The organism is Streptomyces sp. NPDC051976 (assembly GCF_040680795.1).
GTDB lineage: Bacteria > Actinomycetota > Actinomycetes > Streptomycetales > Streptomycetaceae > Actinacidiphila.
Genome location: NZ_JBFAXL010000056.1, coordinates 37,364 through 54,822, shown reverse-complemented (window position 1 = coordinate 54,822; position 17,459 = coordinate 37,364). Strand labels below are relative to the sequence as shown.

The window sequence follows — 17,459 nt, the reverse complement described above, 5'->3', positions numbered from 1 at the left end:
GCGGCGATCAAGGCCGCCTACCCGCAGTTGGTGATCCACTCGCTGGGTGCCTCCGAGGTCGACCACATGGCGCGGATCTCCGGGGTGAGCGCGGAGGAGGCGATCCGCCGGATCCACGCGGCGGGGCTGGACTCGTTCGCGGGTGCGGGGGCGGAGCTGCTGCCGGAGCGGCCGCGCAAGGCCATCGCCCCGCTGAAGGAGTCGGGCGAGCGGTGGCTGGAGATCATGGAGACCGCCCACCGGCTGGGGGTGGAGTCCACCTCCACGATGCTGATGGGTACCGGCGAGACCAATGCCGAGCGGATCGAGCATCTGCGGATGATCCGTGACGTGCAGGACCGTACCGGTGGTTTCCGGGCGTTCATCCCGTACACGTACCAGCCGGAGAACAACCATCTGAAGGGCCAGACGCAGGCCACGCTCTTCGAGTACCTGCGGATGATCGCCATCGCGCGGCTGTTCCTGGACAACGTCGCGCACATCCAGGGTTCCTGGCTGACCACGGGCAAGGAGGTCGGCCAGCTCTCGCTGCACTACGGCGCCGACGACCTGGGCTCGGTGATGCTGGAGGAGAACGTGGTGTCCTCCGCCGGTGCGAAGCACCGCTCCAACCGGATGGAGCTGATCCATCTCATCCGGGCGGCCGGCCGGGTGCCCGCCCAGCGCGCCACCACCTATGAGCACCTGGTCGTCCACGACGACCCGGCCAACGACCCGGTCAACGACCATGTCGTCTCCCACCTGTCCTCCACCGCCATCGGGCCGACGGTCAGGGCTGCCCCCGGGCCACTCGGCTTCAGCGGACGGTGATGACCAGCTTGCCTGTCGTGCGGCCGGTCTCCCCCTGAACGTGGGCTCGGGCGCCTTCGGCGAGGGGGAAGGTGCCGGAGACGTGGGCGCGCAGGCGTCCCCGGTCGACGAGGTCCGCGATGGCGCGCATTCCGGCCCGGTCGTGCTCGACGAGGAGGGTGACGGAGCGGACCTGTGCCTTCTCCGCCGCTGCCGGAGTGTCCTGGGCACCCGGCAGCAAGGAGACGAGGACGCCGCCGGGGCGGAGCACGCTGACGGAACGGGTGGCGGTGTCGCCGCCGAGGGTGTCGAGGACGACGTCGTAGCGCGTGTCGGTGTCGGTGAAGTCCTCCGAGCGATAGTCGACGCAGGCATCCGCGCCGAGCTCGCGCAGGAAGTCGTGCTTGGGGGCGCTCGCCGTCCCGGTGACGTGCGCGCCGCGGTCCTTGGCGATCTGTACGGCGAGGTGGCCGACACCGCCGGCCGCGGCGTGGATCAGAACCCGTTGCCCCGCGCGGAGGTCCGCGGTGTCGACGAGTGCCTGCCAGGCGGTGAGGGCGGCCAGCGGCAGAGCGGCCGCGTGGATGTGGTCGATGGTGGCCGGCTTGGCGACGAAGGCGCGCGCGGGGCCGGTGACGTACTCGGCGTGGGAGCCGTGCCCGTACGGGTAGGGCAGCATGCCGAACACCTCGTCGCCGGGCTGGAAGAGGGTGACGCCGAAGCCGGTCTCGACGACGGTGCCGGAGACGTCCCACCCGAGGGTCCGTGGTGGGGGCGGCAGGAAGATGCTCATGGCGCGGTGCTTGAAGTCGGTGGGGTTGAGTCCGGCGGCGTGCACGGCGACGAGGATCTGCCCGGGCCTGGGCGCGGGCCGCGGGACCTCGGTCAACCGCAGCACTTCGGGGCCGCCGAGGACCGTCTGGTGCAGGGCGAGCATCACCGGTTCGCCGTCCACGGCCGCGGGATGCGAGGAGTCGCTCGCTGCGGCGGGGGCAGGGGAGTTGAGGCTCTCGGGGGTGCTTTTCGACGTCATGCCTCGATCCTGGCCGTACGGTCCGGGCATCGGCGATGGCAAGATGGTCAGCCTCCGATACATTCCTGCCATGCCGATCTCCCCTGCCGCCCGCGGTGTTCCCGGCGCCTGTGACACTCCCGCCGTGCGCCCCGCCTCGACAGCGCCCCTCCCGGCTCATGAACTCGCCGACCGCGCGGCCGAACTGAGCCGGTTGATGCGACCGGATCCGCGGCCCGGCGCCCACAAGGTCGTCGTCCTGGTGCTCGACGGGGTCTATCCCTTCGAACTCGGCATCCCTCAGCGGGTCCTGGGCTCGGCCGGTGGACGCTACGAAGTGCTGTCCGCGAGCGTGGACGGGCAGCCGGTGCGTACCGACTCGGACTTGGTCGTCACCCCCGGGCGCGGTCCCGAAGTGCTGGCCGAGGCCGACACCGTGATCATCCCTCCGTACGCGATCACCCGGGCCTCGGCCGCCGCCGCGGACCGGCAGGCCCTCGACGCCCTGTCCCGCGTCCGCCCCGGTACCCGGTTGGTGTCCATCTGCACCGGCGCCTTCCTGCTGGCCGCCGCCGGTCTGCTGGACGGGCGCCGGGCCACCACCCACTGGGCGTTGGCCCACCACTTCCGGGAGCGGTTCCCCCGGGTGGAGCTGGACGCCGGGGTGCTGTTCGTCGACCACGGTGACGTGCTGACCTCCGCGGGGGCGGCGAGCGGTGTCGACGTCTGCCTGCACCTGGTGCGCCAGGACCACGGCAGCGAGGTCGCCAGCCAGGTCGCCCGTTACTGCGTGGTGCCGCCGTACCGGGACGGTGGGCAGGCGCAGTACATCCAGCGGCCGCTGCCGCCGGCGAGCGGAACCGGTACCGGGCCGACCCGCGATTGGGCGCTGCAACGGCTGGAACTGCCGCTGTCGCTGGACGAGCTGGCCGCTCATGCGGCGATGAGCACCCGTACCTTCGCCCGCCGTTTCCAGGAGGAGACCGGCCTGAGCCCCGGCCGCTGGCTGACCCAGCAGCGGCTGCGGCGGGCCCGGCACCTCCTGGAATCCAGCGACCTGCCGGTGGAACGGGTAGCCCACGAGGTCGGCTTCGCCACCGCCACCTCACTGCGGCGCCACCTGGCGGCCGAGGCCGGGGTCGCCCCGTCGGCGTACCGGCGTACGTTCCGCGCTCCGGGCCAGGCCGCGGGCGGTGGCGGCCCGGCTCCTGTGGCGTAGCCAGGGTGAACGGGCCGGAGCGGGTGGCGAGGTCAGTGCTTGGTGACGGTGACGTGGCGGAAGTTCACCGGCAGGGTGGGGAAGCCGTCGCCGGGGTTGTTCTGGTCGTCCTCGCCGCCGGCCGCGATCTTCTGCAGGACGTCGAGTCCGGCGGTGACCTGGCCGAAGGGGGTGTAGGCGGGGGAGAGCTTGGTGTCCTTCCAGACGAAGAAGAACTGGCTGCCGTTGGTGTTGGGGCCGGCGTTGGCCATGGCGACGGTTCCGGCGGGGTAGGTGGCGCCGTCGAGGTTCTCGTCGGGGAAGGAGTAGCCGGGTCCGCCGCTGCCGGTTCCGGTCGGGTCGCCGCATTGCAGGACGTAGATCCGCTGGGTGGTGAGGCGGTGACAGTGGCTGCGGTCGAAGTAGCGGTGCTCGGCGAGGAACCGGAACGAGAAGGTGGTGCACGGCGCTTTGTCGGTGAGTGCCTTGAAGGTGATGGTGCCCTGGCTGGTCTGCAGCTTCGCGCTGTAGGGCTTCGCGGCCTTCTTCGCGTCGAAGACGGGGATGCCCTTGAAGTTGTCGGCCGGAACCGCGGGCGTGTACGTGCACGCGGTGGCCGCCGCCGGGGCCGCCGTGGCGGGGGCGGCGGACGGCTCTGCGACGGCGGCGGTGCCGGACAGGCCCAGCGACAGAGTGGCCAGGACGGTGAGCAGGGCCCAGGATTTACGCTTCACGTGGCAGCCTTCCAGAGGCGGGTTGGCGCGGACCCGTCATCCATGCCCATCCAGCCCGTGGCCATGCACCCCTCCCGCGGCCGCACGCCACTCCCCGTCACGACGCCGCAGGGGCGGGAAGCCGTTCGGAGACGCGCCGAAATGGCCGCGCCCACGACAACACCGCCGCCCCCGCCGTCGCGCCATCCAGACCCACCTGCCTGGCGAACGCTCGTGCCTCGCAGCCCAGTTGGCATCGCCGCGCCGTGCGAGCGGCTCCCTCAACGCCGTCCTCCTCCCGCCCGGCGCCTGCCTCCGAACACTTCGGCCCGCCGCCCGTCCCCAGGGCGTGCACACCGCGTCGGCCTGCTCGGCCAAAAGGGGGGTACTCGGCCGGTCAGGTGCTCACCGGTCATCCGGCACGGCGCCGGTGTACTCGCCGAACAGGGGGAACCATGCCAACCGCCCTCCCGGACCACAGCGTCCCCGGCCCCGGACCCACCCCGCGCCGGGGCCCGGCGGCATCCTCCGCCACCGGACGACCGCCGCTGCGGGCCAAGGGCGCCGCGACGGCCGCGGCCCGCATCACGGCGTTGACCATCTGCCAGGCGGCGCTGCTGATCGGCTCGGGACTGCTCATCACCGGCCCCGCGCGGCACATCTGGCCGCTCACGGCGGAGGACCGCGTCAACGAGGGATTCGCCCATTCACGCACGCACGCCCTCAACACGGCGACGTCCTGGGGGTCCGAGGCGGGCAACACCCTCACGATCGTCGTGATCACCCTGGCAGCCTGCGCGGTGCTGGTCCTCGGCCCGGCCCTGCCCAGGTGGCGGGAGGCGGTCTTCCTCGCGGTGAGCGTCTCGCTCCAGGCCCTGGTGTTCCTGGCGATCACCTCCGCGGTGGACCGTCACCGGCCCGAGGTGCACCGGCTGGACAGCTCGCCCCCGACGTCGAGCTACACCTCGGGGCACACCGGAGCGGCCACCGCCCTGTACGGCGGGCTCGCCGTGCTGGTGCTCACCCGGACGAGGCGGCTGAGCCGCCCCTGGCGGATCGTGGTGACGGTCCTGCTGCTGCTGATACCGCTCGTCGTGGGCACCAGCCGCCTGTACCGCGGCATGCACCACCCGACGGACGTCGCCGGCGGGATGGTCAACGGGGCGCTGTCGCTGCTGATCGTCGGCTGGTCGGTGCTGTCCGCCGACGCCTCGCCCGCCCGGCCGCCACGCGACGCGGTAGCCGCGGCGGAGGCCCGCCCGACCACCCAGCCGGTGCCCGGTACCACCGTGGTGATCGTCAACCCCGTCTCCACCAGCGACTCCGACCGCGACCGGCTCCGGGCGGTGCTGGAGCGGCACGGCCATGCAGCGCCACGGTTCGCCGAGACGACGGTGGACGATCCCGGTGGCGGCCAGGCGGCGCGGGCCGTGGCGGACGGCGCGGCGCTGGTCGTCGTCTGCGGCGGTGACGGCACGGTCCGCGCGGTCGCCGACGCCCTGGCCGGCACCGGCGTGCCGCTGGCGGTGGCGCCGAACGGCACCGGCAATCTGCTGGCCCGTAACCTCGGCCTCCCGCTGGATGCCGCTCGGGCGCTGGACGCGGCGCTCGGCGGGACCGTCCGGGCGGTGGACCTCGGCCGGATCGAGGGAGACGGCCTGCCCGCGACCCACTTCTGCGCCATGTCCGGCGCCGGCCTGGACGCCGCGCTGATCGAGCGGACCTCGGCCCGCGCCAAGTCGGCCCTGGGCTGGCCGGCCTACGCGCTGGGCTCACTGGGCGCCCTACGCGCCCGGCGCACGCAGGTGACGCTGCGGCTGGACGGCGGGGAGCCGCAACGGCACAGCGCGCGCATGGTGGTGATCGCCAACGTGGGACACCTGCAGGGAGGTGCCTCGCTGGCGCCCGACGCCACGCCCGACGACGGCCTGCTCCACGTGGCGCTGCTGGACCCGCACGGCGTCCGCGGCTGGGTGGGCGCCCTCGCGGACGTACTGCGCGGACCCTCGGGTCACCCGCGCCCCGGCGGCCTGGAGACGTATCCGTGCCGGCAGGTGGAGCTCGTACTGAGCTCCTCGCAGCCGCGTGAGATCGACGGTGACCCGGTGGCCGCCGGACGGCGCCTGACCGCGCGGGTGGTGCCGGGCGCGCTCGGCATCCTCCTGCCCGAGCGGGAGGGGTGAATGGGCACCGCGACGAGGGTCCCGCAGACCCGTGACATGCCCGAGGACGAACTGTCGGCCGACGAGGCGATGGCGGCGTTGCTCCGCTACGGCCGCTGGCCGCTGGTGCGCGACGCGTTCGTCCGGTTCCGGTACGCCGACGGCTTCAGCCATGCCCGCGCGCTGGCCCTGCAGATCGTCCTGGCGGTGATCCCGCTGGCCATCGCCTTCGTGGGGTTGTCGACGGCCCTGCACAGCGAAGGCGTGGGGCAGGTGGCCGAGTTGACGATCCGCCGGCTGGCCTCCGGGCCGAGCGAGCAGGTCGTCAACGACGCCCTCGAACGCAGCCGGCACCACGCGGGTGAGGGGGCCCAGTTCGCCCTGTGGTTCGGCCTGCTCTTCTCCTGGGTGAACCTCACCACCGGGATGTGCCAGATCGAGCGCGGGGCCAACCGTATCTACGGTATCGAGCGCGACCGGCCTTTCCGCCAGAAGTACACCCGCGGCCTGGTGATGTCCGTGGCGGCCGGGACTCCTCTGGGCGCGGCCACGATCATGATGGTGGCCGGGAACGACCTCGGAGCCGCCGCGGTTTCGGTCTACCACCTGGGCGGCACCACCTTGACGGTGTGGAACGCCGTACGCTGGCCCGTCGGGGTGCTGCTCGCGCTGGCTGCCGGGAGTGAGGTCTTCAGGAACGCGCCGCGGCGCCGGCAACCGGGCCACACCTGGCTGGCGTTCGGGGCGGCGGTCTCCATCGTCCTGTGGGCCGCCCTCACCGCGCTGCTCGCCCTCTACCTGCGGCTCAGCGGCTCCTTCGACACCGTCTACGGACCGCTGAGCGCGTTCATGGCCCTCCTGCTGTGGTCCTACCTGGCCTCCCTGGCGCTCTTCTTCGGACTGTCGTTCGCCGCCCAGCTGGAAGCGGCCCGCGCCCGGCGGCCCGGACCCGTCCGACCCGATCCCGGAGCCTGACATGGCAACGCGCACCACCCCGACGGCCACCGACGACCGCGCACGCCAGGCCGACCGCAGGTACGGCGCCCATCTGCTGGAATCGGCGGCAGGCGCCGCGGTCGCGGCCGTGGCCTTCGGACTCCTGCTCGTCCTGGTCGAGGCGCACTGGACACCGCTCAGGAACCTCGACACCGGAGCGGCCGACAGCCTGCACCGCGTCGCCGTCCACCACCACGGATGGACACGGACGCTCGCCTTCGTCTCGCAGTGGGTTCTCAGCCCCACCACCTTGCGGACAGCCGTCGCGCTGCTCACCCTGTGGCTGCTGCACCGCAGGGCCTGGCGGCTGGCCGCGTGGTCGGCAACGACCGCGGGAGCCGGAGCGCTGATCGGCCTCCTGGTCAAAGCGGTGGTGGAGCGGGCCCGCCCGGCCCTGCCGAACCCGGTCGCGCACGCGCCGGGTTACTCCTTCCCCTCCGGCCACGCGATGACCGCCACCACGTCCTTCGCGATCTTCCTGCTGGTCCTGCTTCCCACCGTCCCGCGCGCGGCGCACCGGCTGTGCTGGACCGTGGCGGCTCTCGCCGTGGTGGGTGTCGGTTTCACCCGCGTGGCACTCGGCGTCCACTGGTGCAGCGACGTGATCGGCGGGTGGCTGCTGGGGCTGCTCGTGGTGGCCGCGACGACATGGGCGTTCCGCCTCTGGCGGTCCGACGCCGGCCAATCGCCTGCCGCGGTCGCGGACGGCCTCGAACCCGAACTCGACAGCCCCGAGCCGGAGCGCCCGCACCCGCAAGGCTCCTGAGCGGCAGCCCGGGACCGTATGCGGGGGGACGCTGCATTCTTGCCACCTCGTAGACTCGACAGCCGTCACTGCAGGCAGACACGGAAGGAAACGCGATGGCGGACAACCAGACAGGCGCTCCGATCTACGACGAACTGGTCCGGAAGCACGGCGACGTGATAGCCGCGTCCCAAACCGCCGAGCGGAAGGCGCAGTCCGAACTGGACGAGGTTCTGCGCGACTTCAGCACTGTCGGCGGCAACCGCAGGCCCAACTGGTTCGACTGACAAGCGCGCTCAGGCCACGATGTCGATGGCACCGACGGTGTGCGGCGTCGGTTCGACCACGCGCTTGATGCCGACCAGGACCCGGTAGCGCTGCCGTTGCGCGAACTCTGCCATCGTCCAGACAGCCGGGCGCCCTATCTCCGCACACAGATGCAGCACTCGTCCCCCGTCCACCCAGACTCCTACGTGAGCGCCGTAAGCGTCGTCGGTGGCGTTGAACAGCAGCAGGTCGAGCGGCTGGGCCACTGATACACGGGCTGTGGCCCGCGTATCCGCCCAGAGCTCGCTGGAACGCACATCGGGCGGAGTCAGGCCGAAGTGCCGGAGCACCTGATAGGCGAAGACCTGGCAGTTCGCCCCCGCTCGCAGGCCGTCGGCAGTCACCTCCGGGGACCCGGGAAACCGTGAGCCCACGTACGGCACGGCCCAGAACTCGTCCGGCAGTTCGTGCAGCACTGAATCCATGAGCCCATCATGCCGGGGCCGGACCCGCTCCGAGCCGCTCGCCCGGTCGCCGAGCTAGCGGGCGGCGATGACCGAGCAGAACTCGTCCACGGTGGTCAGCAGTGTGTCCCCGGCGAACCGCAGTGCGTCCAGCGACCGCTGCGCGGCTTGTGGGTTGCCCGCGCCGCAGGCGTCGGTGACCACTACCGGCATGTATCCGAGGTCCGCCGCGTGCCGGACGGTGGGCTCGATGCCGATCTCCAGGGCGCATCCGATGACGGCCACCGTCGTGATCCCGCAGTCCCGCAGCGCGATGTCGAGCCAGGTGCCCTCGAACGCCGACATGGTGATCTTGTCCACCACCGCCTCGCGTTCGGTGGGCCGCAGTTCGGGGACGAGTTGCGACTGCGCGGCGTCCGGCGGGAAGGCGGAGACCACGTCGGCCGCGCTCTCGACCTGCTGCCAGGCTCGCCACATGCGCAGTTGGGAGACGCCCATCAGCTCGACCGGGAGCGTGGTGTGGCGCAGGAAATACGTACGCACCCCGGCGGCGCGGGCGGCGTCGACCACTCTCACCGCCTCGGCGACCACCTTGTCCCGGTCGTTGATCTGCCGCAGGACGCCGACCTGCATGTCGTACACCAGCAGGGCGAGGCGCCCGGGATCGCAGACTTCCCGCAGCGATCGCGGGACGGTAAGGCCGTTGCGCTCATCCACGGGGATGACGCTACCCGGTGTCCTCTCCCGATCACCGCGTCGTGGGGAGATCGGGGTGTTGCCACCGGGCCCGGTACCTCCGCCGGGCGGCCGGTGAGACGTTGACCTGCTCTCGGTTAGCCTGTGTCGTCGTGATCGGATCAGAGAGGTCTCCCGCCATGAACAGCACCGCGTCACCGTTTCCCGAGAAGATCGAGCTCGCGGGGCAGGGCCTGGTGCTGCGTGACTGGACGGAGGCGGACCTGACCGCGATGCCCGAGTTGTTCGACCACCCGGACGTCGCGTACTGGACACCGCTGGCTTCCCCGTTCGACGAGGAGGCGGCCCGGGGACGACTGGTCCGGGCCCGGGAGTTGCGGGCGGAGGGCAGCGCGATCCTGCTCGCCATCACGGTCGACGGCGGCGCGCCGCTGGGCGAGGTGATGCTGCGACGCGCCGCGGAGGGCACGGAGCTCGGCTACGCGGTCGGCCCTGGGCACCGCGGCCAGGGGCTGGCGGCGCGGGCGGTGCTGGTGATGGCCGCGTACGCCTTCGAGCAGCTCGGTGCGGAGCAGGTGATCCTGGAGCTGGAGGCCGAGAACGCCGCCAGCGTCGGCGTGGCCACGAAAGCGGGCTTTCGGCTGCTCGACGTGCCGTTGATCGCCGGAGAGGGGAAGGGACGGCCCTTCGTCCTGCAGACGTGGGGTCTGGACCGCCCCTGACGTCGGCCTCCAGTACGAGCCCCCGTGCGGTCGACGCGTCAGCCGATCGGTCCTTCCTTCAGTACGCGCGTCCCCGGGGCGCAGCTTTCCCGCAGTTCGTCGAGTGCGGCGGCCGGTAGCCGGTGGGCGGATCCGCGATGGCTGTGCTCGAGCTGCGCGGACGCGGCCTCCAGCCACTGCTGGTCCGGCTCCACGCCGATGAAGTCGGCCAGGCGGGTCAGCTCGTCGGTCGGGCTGTCGAGAAGGTCCTCGTAGGCGAGCGTGGTGCCCTGGTCGGCGGGCAGTTGGCTGAGGAACTGCGTCCCTTCGGCGACAAGGCTCGACCACAGCGTGCCGAAGGTGCGCAAGGGGATGTCCCGGTCGCGTACGAGTGCGGGATCGAAGCAGTCGTCGAGCAACGGTGACAGGTCCTCGGGCAGCGAGCGGATGTGCTCGCCGGTCAGGTCGGCGAAGCTGGCGATGCCCGCTCGCGCCTTGATCTCCAGCAGGAGCGAGATCATGCGGTAACCGGGGTGGCGGCTCATCGACAGCGCGCAGTCCGGCCCATCCCTGTACATGTGGACGAATTTCGCATGCGGGAAGGCGGCCAGCAGTCGCGGTGCCCAGCCTGTCGAATAGCCGGAGCGTTCGACGACGGCGGTTCGACCAAACCGGGCGCAGAGCAGTTCGAAGAGCTCCAGATGGTGCTCGGCGGCACTGCGCGCGGGCCATGGGACCACCGCCGCCTGAAGCGCGTCGAGGAGCCCGTCAGGGTCATCGGTCAGGTGGGGCAACACCATCAGGGAGAGTGCGGGAATTCCGGTGGTCTCCGTCGCGAACCGCCCGGGGCGGCGCGTGTAGAGGAATTCCGGCAGTGGCACTCCACTGCGGATCATCCGCTCGAAATGCGGGGCGGGTCCGAAGAGTGAGCGCCAGTACTCCTCACCGGTCACCTTCCCGTCAGGGAACGCGGCATCTCCCACTGAGGCCATGAACTCGTTCAAGCTCAGTACGGCCGGGTGCGCGCGCATGATGCGCGACAGCGCCGTGGAACCACTCCGCCCCGTACCGATGACAAAAGTCAGGGACCGCACAGCCACCTTCTCCTCCACCTGACGTCGCACGTCCTCCTCCCTGCCTGCTCCTCCCGGGCATCGAGCAAACCGCGCCCCTCGGCCCCCGCAGACCGTGATCTACTGCCGACCGGACGTACGACGACCCGACGGAGGTACTCGCCATGGCCACTCCCTCCCCCTCCACCCCGGACCGCGCGGCCTCCTTCGGGCTCGTCGCCGAGGGCTACGGCCGGCTCCGCCCGGCGCCGCAGGACGAGGCGATCGACTGGCTGCTGCCCCGGGACGCGTCCGCCGTCCTCGACCTGGCGGCCGGCGCCGGCACCCTCACCGCGCTGCTGGCGCTGCGCGTCCCGGAGGTGCACGCGGTCGAGCCGGACGACCGCATGCGCGCGGTGCTCCGCGAACGCCTCCCGGACGCCGACGTCCACCCGGGGACCGCGGAAGCGATCCCGCTGCCGGACGCCGCCGTGGACGCGGTGATCGTCTCGTCCGCCTGGCACTGGTTCGACACCGACCGGGCCGTACCCGAGATCGCCCGCGTACTGCGGCCCCGCGGCCGGCTGGGCATCGTCTGGAACGGCATCGACCGTGACGTCGACTGGGTGGACCGCTGGTCGAACGGCCTCAGCGGCACCGGCGGCCAACCGGCCCCCCGAAGCCAGTCGACCCGCCGCGGCGAGCTGCTCCGCACGGCGCTGGAGACCCCGGACTCGCCCTTCGGCGCGCTGGAGCACGCCGTCTTCACCACCACCCGCCGCACCACCCCGGCCGAGGCGGCGGCGCTGCTCGGCACCTACAGTCGCGTCATCCTGCTGCCCGAGCACGAGCGCCGGGATCTGTTGGCACGCGCCCTGGACACGCTCTGCGCGGAGCTCGGCATCGGCCCGGACGACGCCTTCGACCTCCCGTTCCGCGCCCTCACCTGGCGGACCGCTCGTCGCTAGGTCTCGCGGGGGAGCGGTGGCGTCGCACGTGATATCCCGGCGACAGCGGCGCTCATCCCCGCGATAGTGGTCGCCCATGGATGAGGTCAACGTCGTCGTCGCCCATTCCGAGCGCGCGACCCTGCGCGTCGGGGACGTGTTCTTGAAGGTGGACACCGATCAGGCGCGCATCGATGTCGAGGTCGAGGCGATGGCCCTGGTGCCGGTCCCGACCCCGGAGGTCCTGTGGCGCAAGCCGCCCGTACTCGCGATCGCCGCCGTCCCGGGGACGGCGCTCGGCCGACTCGGTGAGCCGTCGACCGCGTCGCCGGCGGCGTGGGCCGCGGCGGGTGCCGCCGTACGGCGCTTGCACGAGGCGCCGCTGCCGCCCTGGCCCGGCCGGCGCCGCCAGGGTCCGGACGAGGTGGCGGCGGAACTCGACGGCGAGTGCGAGTTGCTCGTGGCGAACGGCATCCTGCCCGCCGACCTGGTCACCCGCAACCGCCAGGTCGCCGAGGCCGCGATCCGGCCGTGGACTGCGGTGTTCACGCACGGCGACCTGCAGATCGATCATGTCTTCGTCGACGGCGGCGAGGTCACGGGCATCATCGACTGGTCCGAGGCGGGCCCGGGCGATGCCCTGTTCGACCTCGCCACCCTGACCCTCGGACACCAGGAGCACTTGGGCGACGTCATCGCCGGTTACGGCACCGACGTCGACCTCGACATCATCCGCGCGTGGTGGTCGTTGCGCAGCCTGCTGGGGGTTCGCTGGCTGGTCGAGCACGGCTTCGACCCGGCCGCGCCGGGCTGTGAGGTCGACGTGCTGAGATCCACGAGGTGAGGCTGCGCGACCCCGACACCCGCACGCCCGTTCTGACGCGTCGACCAGACCATCCCCTGGTGAAAACGGGCTTGTCTACCAAATAAGGGGACAAAACTGCACTATGCTCACGCCGTCTACAGCGTGGGAGTGGCCGGTATGCGACGGTGGGCCGAGTTCGTTCTGCGGCATCGCAAGGCGATTGCGGGTTTTTGGGGCCTGGTGCTTGTCGCCGGCGTGCTGCTGGCCGGGAGGACGACGAATCGGCTGACGATCGACTTCTCGCTGCCGGGCCAGCCCGGCACGGTGACGGCGCACAAGATCGAGGGCGCTTTCGGCAGTGGTGGCGACACCAGTCCGTATCTGGTCTCGGTCACGCTTCCCGCGGGGCAGACGATCCCGGGTCACGAGGCCGAGATCGGGCGGGTGTTCACCGCGGTCGGCGGCGCGGTCCCGAATGTGCGGGTGATCGACGAGGCGAACACCGGTGACACGGCATTCCGGACCAAAGACGGCCGCACGGCCTACGCACTCGTCTTCTACCGGTTCAACCCCTCACCGAAGCAGAAGCTGCTGACCGACCCGATCCACTCCGCGGCGCAGAAGGCGGCACCTCCTGGTGCGGTCATCGGGGTGACGGGTCAGGACACGCTCGCTTCCGGGGGCAACGACAACGGCGGGCCGGGTGTGCTGGGGGAGACGTTCCTCGGGGCGCTCGGCGCGCTCGCCGTGCTCGCGTTCGTGTTCGCGTCGTTCCTCGCCCTGCTGCCGCTGGTGGTGGCCGCGGTGTCGATTCTCGCGACGTTCGTGATGCTGCTGCCGCTGACCTATGTCACCGATGTGTCGTTCATCGTGCAGTTCCTGGTCGCCCTCATCGGCCTGGGCGTGGCGATCGACTACTCGCTGCTGTTCGTCACCCGCTGGCGCGAGGAGCGCGACCGGGGCCGGGACAATCACGAAGCGGTGGTGGTCGCGATGGAACGGGCCGGGCACGCGGTGGTGTTCAGCGGCGTGACGGTCGCCATCGGGCTGCTCGCCCTGGTCGTCCTGCCGGTCCCGTTCCTGCGCAGCATGGGATACGGCGGGGCGCTCATCCCGCTGGCGAGCGTGATGACGACACTCACCCTGACTCCGGCGATCCTCGGCGGTATCGGGCCCCGCGTCGACTGGCCCAGGATCCGCCACGAGAACCGGGCCAGCCGGGCGTGGAGCCGGTGGACCGCCGCCGTGGTGCGGCGCCGCTGGCTGGCGGCCGGCGCCGCGCTTGCCGTGCTGGCGGCCCTGAGCGCCGTCTTCCTCGGGATCAAGATCGGCCTTGCCTCGTCGGAGTCGCTGGCCAAGAGCGGTCCCGCCTACGTGACCCTCACCACCTTGCAGCGCGGCGGCGTTCCCACCGGCGCGCTGACCCCGATGGAGGTGCTGGTCCGCACCGACCAGGCGCACTCCGTTGCCGCGGAGTTGGCCAAGATCAACGGCGTCAGCAGCGCGTTCGTACCCTCGGGTCCGGCAGGCAACCGCGGCGGGCAGAGCATCGTGGTGGTCATCCCGGACGAGGAGACCGTGAACTCCAAGAGCGTCGGCGTGGTCAAGCGGGTCAAGACCGCCACGGGGGCCATGCCGGCGGTCGTCGGTGTCGCCGGTATCGGGGCTGCCCAGATCGACTTCCTGCACGCCGTCTACGGCAACTTCCCGCTGATGCTCACGATCATCGCGCTGTTGACCTACGTGCTCCTGGCGCGCGCCTTCCGCTCGCTGCTGCTGCCGCTCAAGGCGGTGCTGCTCAACCTCGTCTCGCTCGCCGCGACACTCGGCCTGATGGTGATCTTCTGGCAGCACGGCCACGGCTCGAACGCCATCTTCGGCATCCAGGCGACCGGCGCCATCACCTTCTGGATCCCGCTCATGGTCTTCGCGTTCCTGTACGGACTGTCGATGGACTACGAGGTCTTCATCATCTCCCGCATCCGCGAGGAGTACGACTCCCCGCGATCGACCGACGCCGCCGTCATCGAGGGCGTCGGCCGCACGGGCCGCCTGGTGACCAGCGCCGCGCTGATCCTGTTCCTCGCCTTCGCCGCACTCGCCTCCGGCCCCGGCACCGACCTCAAGACGCTCGCGACCGGCCTCGGCTTCGGCATCCTCCTGGACGCGACCGTCGTGCGGATGCTGCTCGTTCCCTCCCTGGTCTCACTGTTCGGCTCCTGGAACTGGTACCTGCCGGAGTGGGCAGCCCGTCCGCTGCGCGTCCAGCCGTCCCACCCGCACCCGCAAGGGATGGAGTCCGAGTTCGGGGAATCGGAGCGCTGAAGCCCCCGCACGCATCGGTCCGGCCGCGGTGCGGTCGACGGTGTGGCGGGGGCGCCGCGCAGGGCGTCAGGGGATGACCAGTTCCAGGGCCGACGGTCGGATCGTTACGGTGACGGGGAGTTCGCACAGGTAGTCGCCGTCGGCGTGCACCGGGACCTGGCGGTCCGCGTCGAGGGTGATCTGGGTCGTCGTGCGCACCTCGACGCCGTCCTCCTCGGTGTGGCGGCCGGTCTTGGCCTTGTTGATGAACGACACGATGTGCCGGCGGGGGACGTCGCCGATGGTGAGGACGTGCAGCAGGCCGCTGTCGAGGCGGGCGGAGGGGACGATGTCCAGCCCGTAGCCGTAGCGTCCGGAGTTGCCGACGACGACTTGGTGCATCGCGGCGGTGGCGGTCCAGTCGGGGGTGGTGAGGGTGAAGGTGGGAGCGTGCCAGCGCAGGATGGTGCCGACGGGGGCGACGCGGTAGACGACGGCTCCCGGTAGCCACCGGTTGTTGTTGATGGCCTCGGTGGCGACCGAGTCCAGGCCCACATAGACGTTGCCGAGCACGATCTGGCCGGCCGCCTCGATGACGTCGATCCGCCGGGTGCTCCCGGCCGCGATCATCGACGCCAGGGCGCCCGCGTCGGCGGGCAGTTCCAGCTTGCGGGCGAAGTCGTTGCCGCGTCCGGCGGGGACGATCGCCATCCGCCCGCCGTGCGGGAAGACGCCGCCCGCGACGTCCCGCACCAGGCCGTCGCCGCCGACCGCGACGACCAGGTCGCCGCGGAGCGCCGCCGCTTCCGCGGCCGCGGCGGCGTGGTGCTGACTGCGGGTGAGCTCCTCGGTGACCGGGAAGCCGGAGGCGGCCAGCGCGTCGGCGATGGGCCGCCACACCTTCAGGGCGCGGCCGCCGCCGGAGATCGGGTTGATCAGGGCGGTGCAGCCCGTCGCGGGCGGGGTGGCGGGCTGGGTCGTGGGCTCGGTCATGGTGTCAGCCGACCAGGATGCCGGGGTTGAGGATGCCCGCCGGGTCGAGGCTGGCCTTGACCGCGCGCAGCAGGTCCACGCCGATCGGGCCGAGTTCACGGGCCAGCGTCTCGCGATGGTCCCTGCCGACCCCGTGGTGGTGGCTGATGGTCGCCCCGCAGGCGCGGATCGCCGTGTTGGCGGCTTCCTTGGCCTTGGCCCACTGCGCCAGCGGGTCCTGGGACCGGCCGCAGACGACGGTGAAGTACAGCGACGCGCCGGTCTCGTAGACATGGCTGATGTGGCACATGACCAGGCCGGGCGTGCCCTGTTCGGTCAGCGCGCCCTCGACCGCCGTGGAGACCGCGGTCTTCAGCGCCTCCACGTTCGACCAGAAGGTGGCGGTCTCCAGGGTCTCCACCAGCGCGCCGGCGTCCAGCAGCGGATCGCGCAGGTACGGGCCGCGGAACCGGCCGGCACGCCACGCCTCGCCCGGCTCGTGGCCCTGGGGCTCGCCGCCGAGGGCGCGCAGGCGCTCGGTGGCGGCGTCGCGGGTGCGGGCGACGGTGTCCTTGGTGCCCTCGTACCCGGTGATCATCAGGCAGCCGCCGGAGCCGGGGCCGGTGAGCGCGGCGTCCGGGTCGGCCAGGTTGACCGCGGTCTCCACCTCGTCGGAGAGCCGCAGCACGGTCGGCAGCGGGCCGTCCTGCGCCAGCGCGCGCAGCGCGGTGGCACCGGCGGTGAAGGAGGGGAAGGTCCAGCCCTCGAACACCCGCACCTGCGGGGCGGGTCGCACGCGCACCGTGACCGAGGTGATCACTCCGAAGGCGCCCTCGCTGCCGAGGACGAGCTGCCGCAGGTCGGGACCGGCGGCGCCGCGCGGCGCGGTGCCCAGCGTCAGCGTGCCACGGGGTGTGGCCACGGTCAGGCCGACGACCATCTCGTCGAAGCGGCCGTAGCCGGCCGAGGACTGGCCCGCCGAGCGCGCGGCGGCGTATCCGCCGATGCTCGCCATCTCGTACGACTGGGGGAAGTGGCCCAGCGTCCAGCCCTGTTCGCCGAGCAGCCGTTCGGCGACGACGCCGCGCAGGCCGGTCTGCAGCACGGCGGTGTGGGACACCTCGTCGACCGAGACCAGCCGGTCGAGCCGGCGGATGTCCAGCGCGACCACCCCGGCGAAGCCGGTGCGGTCCGGTGTCAGCCCGCCGACCACCGAGGTGCCGCCCGCGTAGGGGACGACCGCGACGCGGTGCCGGGTGCAGATTTCCAGTACGGCGACGACCTCGTCGTGCGTCCCGGGGTAGAGGACCGCGTCCGGCGCGTCGCGGGCGTCGCCGTCGCGCAGCTTGAGCAGGTCGGGTGTCGAGTAGCCGCGGGTGTGGCCGACGCGGGTGGCGTGCGCGGTGCTCACCTGGTCGGCGCCGAGCGCGTCGGTCAGGTCCGTCAGGGCGGCGGCGGGCAGCGCGCAGGGGGGAAGGTCCGCCTCGGCGGGAGGGATTGGCGGCGCCGTCGGCACGGCGCCCAGCGCGGCCAGGGCGCCGAGCGCGGCCTGCGGGAGCGTGCCCGGGGTGCCGGCGTTGCCCCAGGCGTACGGGTGGCGTTCGGCGTCGGGCAGGTCGTACTCGGCGGTCACGGC

Annotated in this window: 17 protein-coding genes; 10 read left to right on the top strand and 7 right to left on the bottom strand. The window is 72.0% G+C overall.

Annotated elements, in window-relative coordinates; genetic code table 11:
• On the top strand, positions 1–810 hold an 810-nt coding region (locus tag AB0M29_RS36470), incomplete at its 5' end, for a radical SAM protein (RefSeq protein ID WP_365390870.1).
• Here the strand turns inward: AB0M29_RS36470 and AB0M29_RS36465 are convergent.
• A complete protein-coding gene (locus AB0M29_RS36465; RefSeq protein WP_365390869.1) occupies positions 797–1,822 on the bottom strand; it encodes an NADP-dependent oxidoreductase in 1,026 nt (341 codons plus the stop codon). The genes AB0M29_RS36470 and AB0M29_RS36465 overlap by 14 nt on opposite strands.
• 70 nt (positions 1,823–1,892) lie before the next feature.
• On the opposite strand from AB0M29_RS36465, the gene AB0M29_RS36460 reads away from it, so the two are divergent.
• Complete coding sequence (locus tag AB0M29_RS36460) at positions 1,893–3,020, top strand: helix-turn-helix domain-containing protein (RefSeq protein WP_365390867.1); 1,128 nt, start codon at positions 1,893–1,895, stop codon at positions 3,018–3,020.
• Positions 3,021–3,052: 32 nt separating this feature from the next.
• On the opposite strand, the gene AB0M29_RS36455 is transcribed toward AB0M29_RS36460, so the two are convergent.
• Positions 3,053–3,733: a peptidylprolyl isomerase gene (locus AB0M29_RS36455; protein ID WP_365390865.1), complete on the bottom strand. Its 681-nt coding sequence runs from the start codon at positions 3,731–3,733 to the stop codon at positions 3,053–3,055.
• A 434-nt stretch (positions 3,734–4,167) separates the two neighbouring features.
• Between AB0M29_RS36455 and AB0M29_RS36450 the strand changes: the two genes are divergently transcribed.
• The 4 genes from AB0M29_RS36450 to AB0M29_RS36435 all read left to right on the top strand — a co-directional run bounded on the left by AB0M29_RS36450 (position 4,168) and on the right by AB0M29_RS36435 (position 7,902).
• Positions 4,168–5,895 carry a diacylglycerol kinase family protein gene (locus AB0M29_RS36450; protein ID WP_365390863.1) on the top strand — a complete coding sequence of 576 codons (1,728 nt, stop codon included), beginning with the start codon at positions 4,168–4,170 and terminating at the stop codon, positions 5,893–5,895.
• Positions 5,896–6,849 carry a YihY/virulence factor BrkB family protein gene (locus AB0M29_RS36445; protein ID WP_365390861.1) on the top strand — a complete coding sequence of 318 codons (954 nt, stop codon included), beginning with the start codon at positions 5,896–5,898 and terminating at the stop codon, positions 6,847–6,849.
• Position 6,850: 1 nt separating this feature from the next.
• Positions 6,851–7,636 carry a phosphatase PAP2 family protein gene (locus AB0M29_RS36440; RefSeq protein WP_365390859.1) on the top strand — a complete coding sequence of 262 codons (786 nt, stop codon included), beginning with the start codon at positions 6,851–6,853 and terminating at the stop codon, positions 7,634–7,636.
• Positions 7,637–7,731: 95 nt separating this feature from the next.
• Positions 7,732–7,902 (top strand): hypothetical protein, encoded by a 171-nt coding sequence (locus AB0M29_RS36435; protein WP_365390857.1) that lies wholly within the window; start codon positions 7,732–7,734, stop codon positions 7,900–7,902.
• Positions 7,903–7,911: 9 nt separating this feature from the next.
• On the opposite strand, the gene AB0M29_RS36430 is transcribed toward AB0M29_RS36435, so the two are convergent.
• On the bottom strand, positions 7,912–8,367 hold the full coding sequence (locus AB0M29_RS36430; protein WP_365390855.1) for a hydrolase: 456 nt from the start codon (positions 8,365–8,367) through the stop codon (positions 7,912–7,914).
• Positions 8,368–8,421: 54 nt separating this feature from the next.
• Positions 8,422–9,063: a cysteine hydrolase gene (locus AB0M29_RS36425; protein ID WP_365390853.1), complete on the bottom strand. Its 642-nt coding sequence runs from the start codon at positions 9,061–9,063 to the stop codon at positions 8,422–8,424.
• Between the two features lie 158 nt (positions 9,064–9,221).
• On the opposite strand from AB0M29_RS36425, the gene AB0M29_RS36420 reads away from it, so the two are divergent.
• Complete coding sequence (locus AB0M29_RS36420; protein ID WP_365390851.1) at positions 9,222–9,764, top strand: GNAT family N-acetyltransferase; 543 nt, start codon at positions 9,222–9,224, stop codon at positions 9,762–9,764.
• 38 nt (positions 9,765–9,802) lie between these two features.
• Here the strand turns inward: AB0M29_RS36420 and AB0M29_RS36415 are convergent, their stop codons facing one another.
• Positions 9,803–10,867, bottom strand: a complete 1,065-nt coding sequence (locus AB0M29_RS36415) for a sulfotransferase (RefSeq protein WP_365390849.1) — start codon at positions 10,865–10,867, stop codon at positions 9,803–9,805.
• Positions 10,868–10,980: 113 nt separating this feature from the next.
• Between AB0M29_RS36415 and AB0M29_RS36410 the strand changes: the two genes are divergently transcribed.
• The 3 genes from AB0M29_RS36410 (at position 10,981) to AB0M29_RS36400 (ending at position 14,872) form a co-directional block, all read left to right on the top strand.
• A complete protein-coding gene (locus AB0M29_RS36410) occupies positions 10,981–11,763 on the top strand; it encodes a class I SAM-dependent methyltransferase (protein WP_365390847.1) in 783 nt (260 codons plus the stop codon).
• Positions 11,764–11,839: 76 nt separating this feature from the next.
• The gene (locus tag AB0M29_RS36405) at positions 11,840–12,586 is read left to right on the top strand and encodes a phosphotransferase (RefSeq protein WP_365390845.1); all 747 of its coding nucleotides are present in this window, start codon (positions 11,840–11,842) and stop codon (positions 12,584–12,586) included.
• Between the two features lie 138 nt (positions 12,587–12,724).
• Entirely contained in the window at positions 12,725–14,872 is a 2,148-nt protein-coding gene (locus AB0M29_RS36400) for an MMPL family transporter (RefSeq protein ID WP_365390843.1), read from the top strand.
• A 66-nt stretch (positions 14,873–14,938) separates the two neighbouring features.
• Here the strand turns inward: AB0M29_RS36400 and AB0M29_RS36395 are convergent, their stop codons facing one another.
• Both AB0M29_RS36395 and AB0M29_RS36390 read right to left on the bottom strand, forming a co-directional pair.
• Entirely contained in the window at positions 14,939–15,844 is a 906-nt protein-coding gene (locus AB0M29_RS36395) for a diacylglycerol kinase family protein (RefSeq protein WP_365390841.1), read from the bottom strand.
• A gap of 4 nt (positions 15,845–15,848) precedes the next feature.
• Positions 15,849–17,456 carry an FAD-binding oxidoreductase gene (locus AB0M29_RS36390; RefSeq protein ID WP_365390840.1) on the bottom strand — a complete coding sequence of 536 codons (1,608 nt, stop codon included), beginning with the start codon at positions 17,454–17,456 and terminating at the stop codon, positions 15,849–15,851.
• Between the last annotated feature and the right edge of the window lie 3 nt (positions 17,457–17,459).